This window comes from Mediterraneibacter sp. 210702-DFI.5.30 (assembly GCF_020560115.1).
Taxonomy (GTDB): Bacteria; Bacillota; Clostridia; order Lachnospirales; family Lachnospiraceae; genus Mediterraneibacter; species Mediterraneibacter faecis.
Genome location: NZ_JAJCME010000258.1, coordinates 1 through 216, shown reverse-complemented (window position 1 = coordinate 216; position 216 = coordinate 1). Strand labels below are relative to the sequence as shown.

Here is a 216-nt window from a genome sequence, read left to right as displayed (position 1 = left end):
ACGGAATATTTCGCTGATCAAGGCTTTCAAAGGGTTGTAGTTTTGACTTCGACGATTGAGTTGGCTTCAACGCGAATCCAGCGTTTTCAAGGAATCAGTCAAGCAGCGTCGACCATTGAGACGATTGAAATTGATGAGAACAACTTTCAGCCGGATGCAGTCTATGGTGCACTCAAAAAAGCCTTGAGTCGACCAGGTAAATGTCTTTTGTTTGCC

1 protein-coding gene is annotated in these 216 nt (G+C 44.4%); it reads left to right on the top strand.

Annotated features, from left to right (window positions below):
* Positions 1-216 (top strand): hypothetical protein (locus tag LI126_RS15480; RefSeq protein WP_227165782.1); only part of this gene is annotated, 216 nt, incomplete at both ends.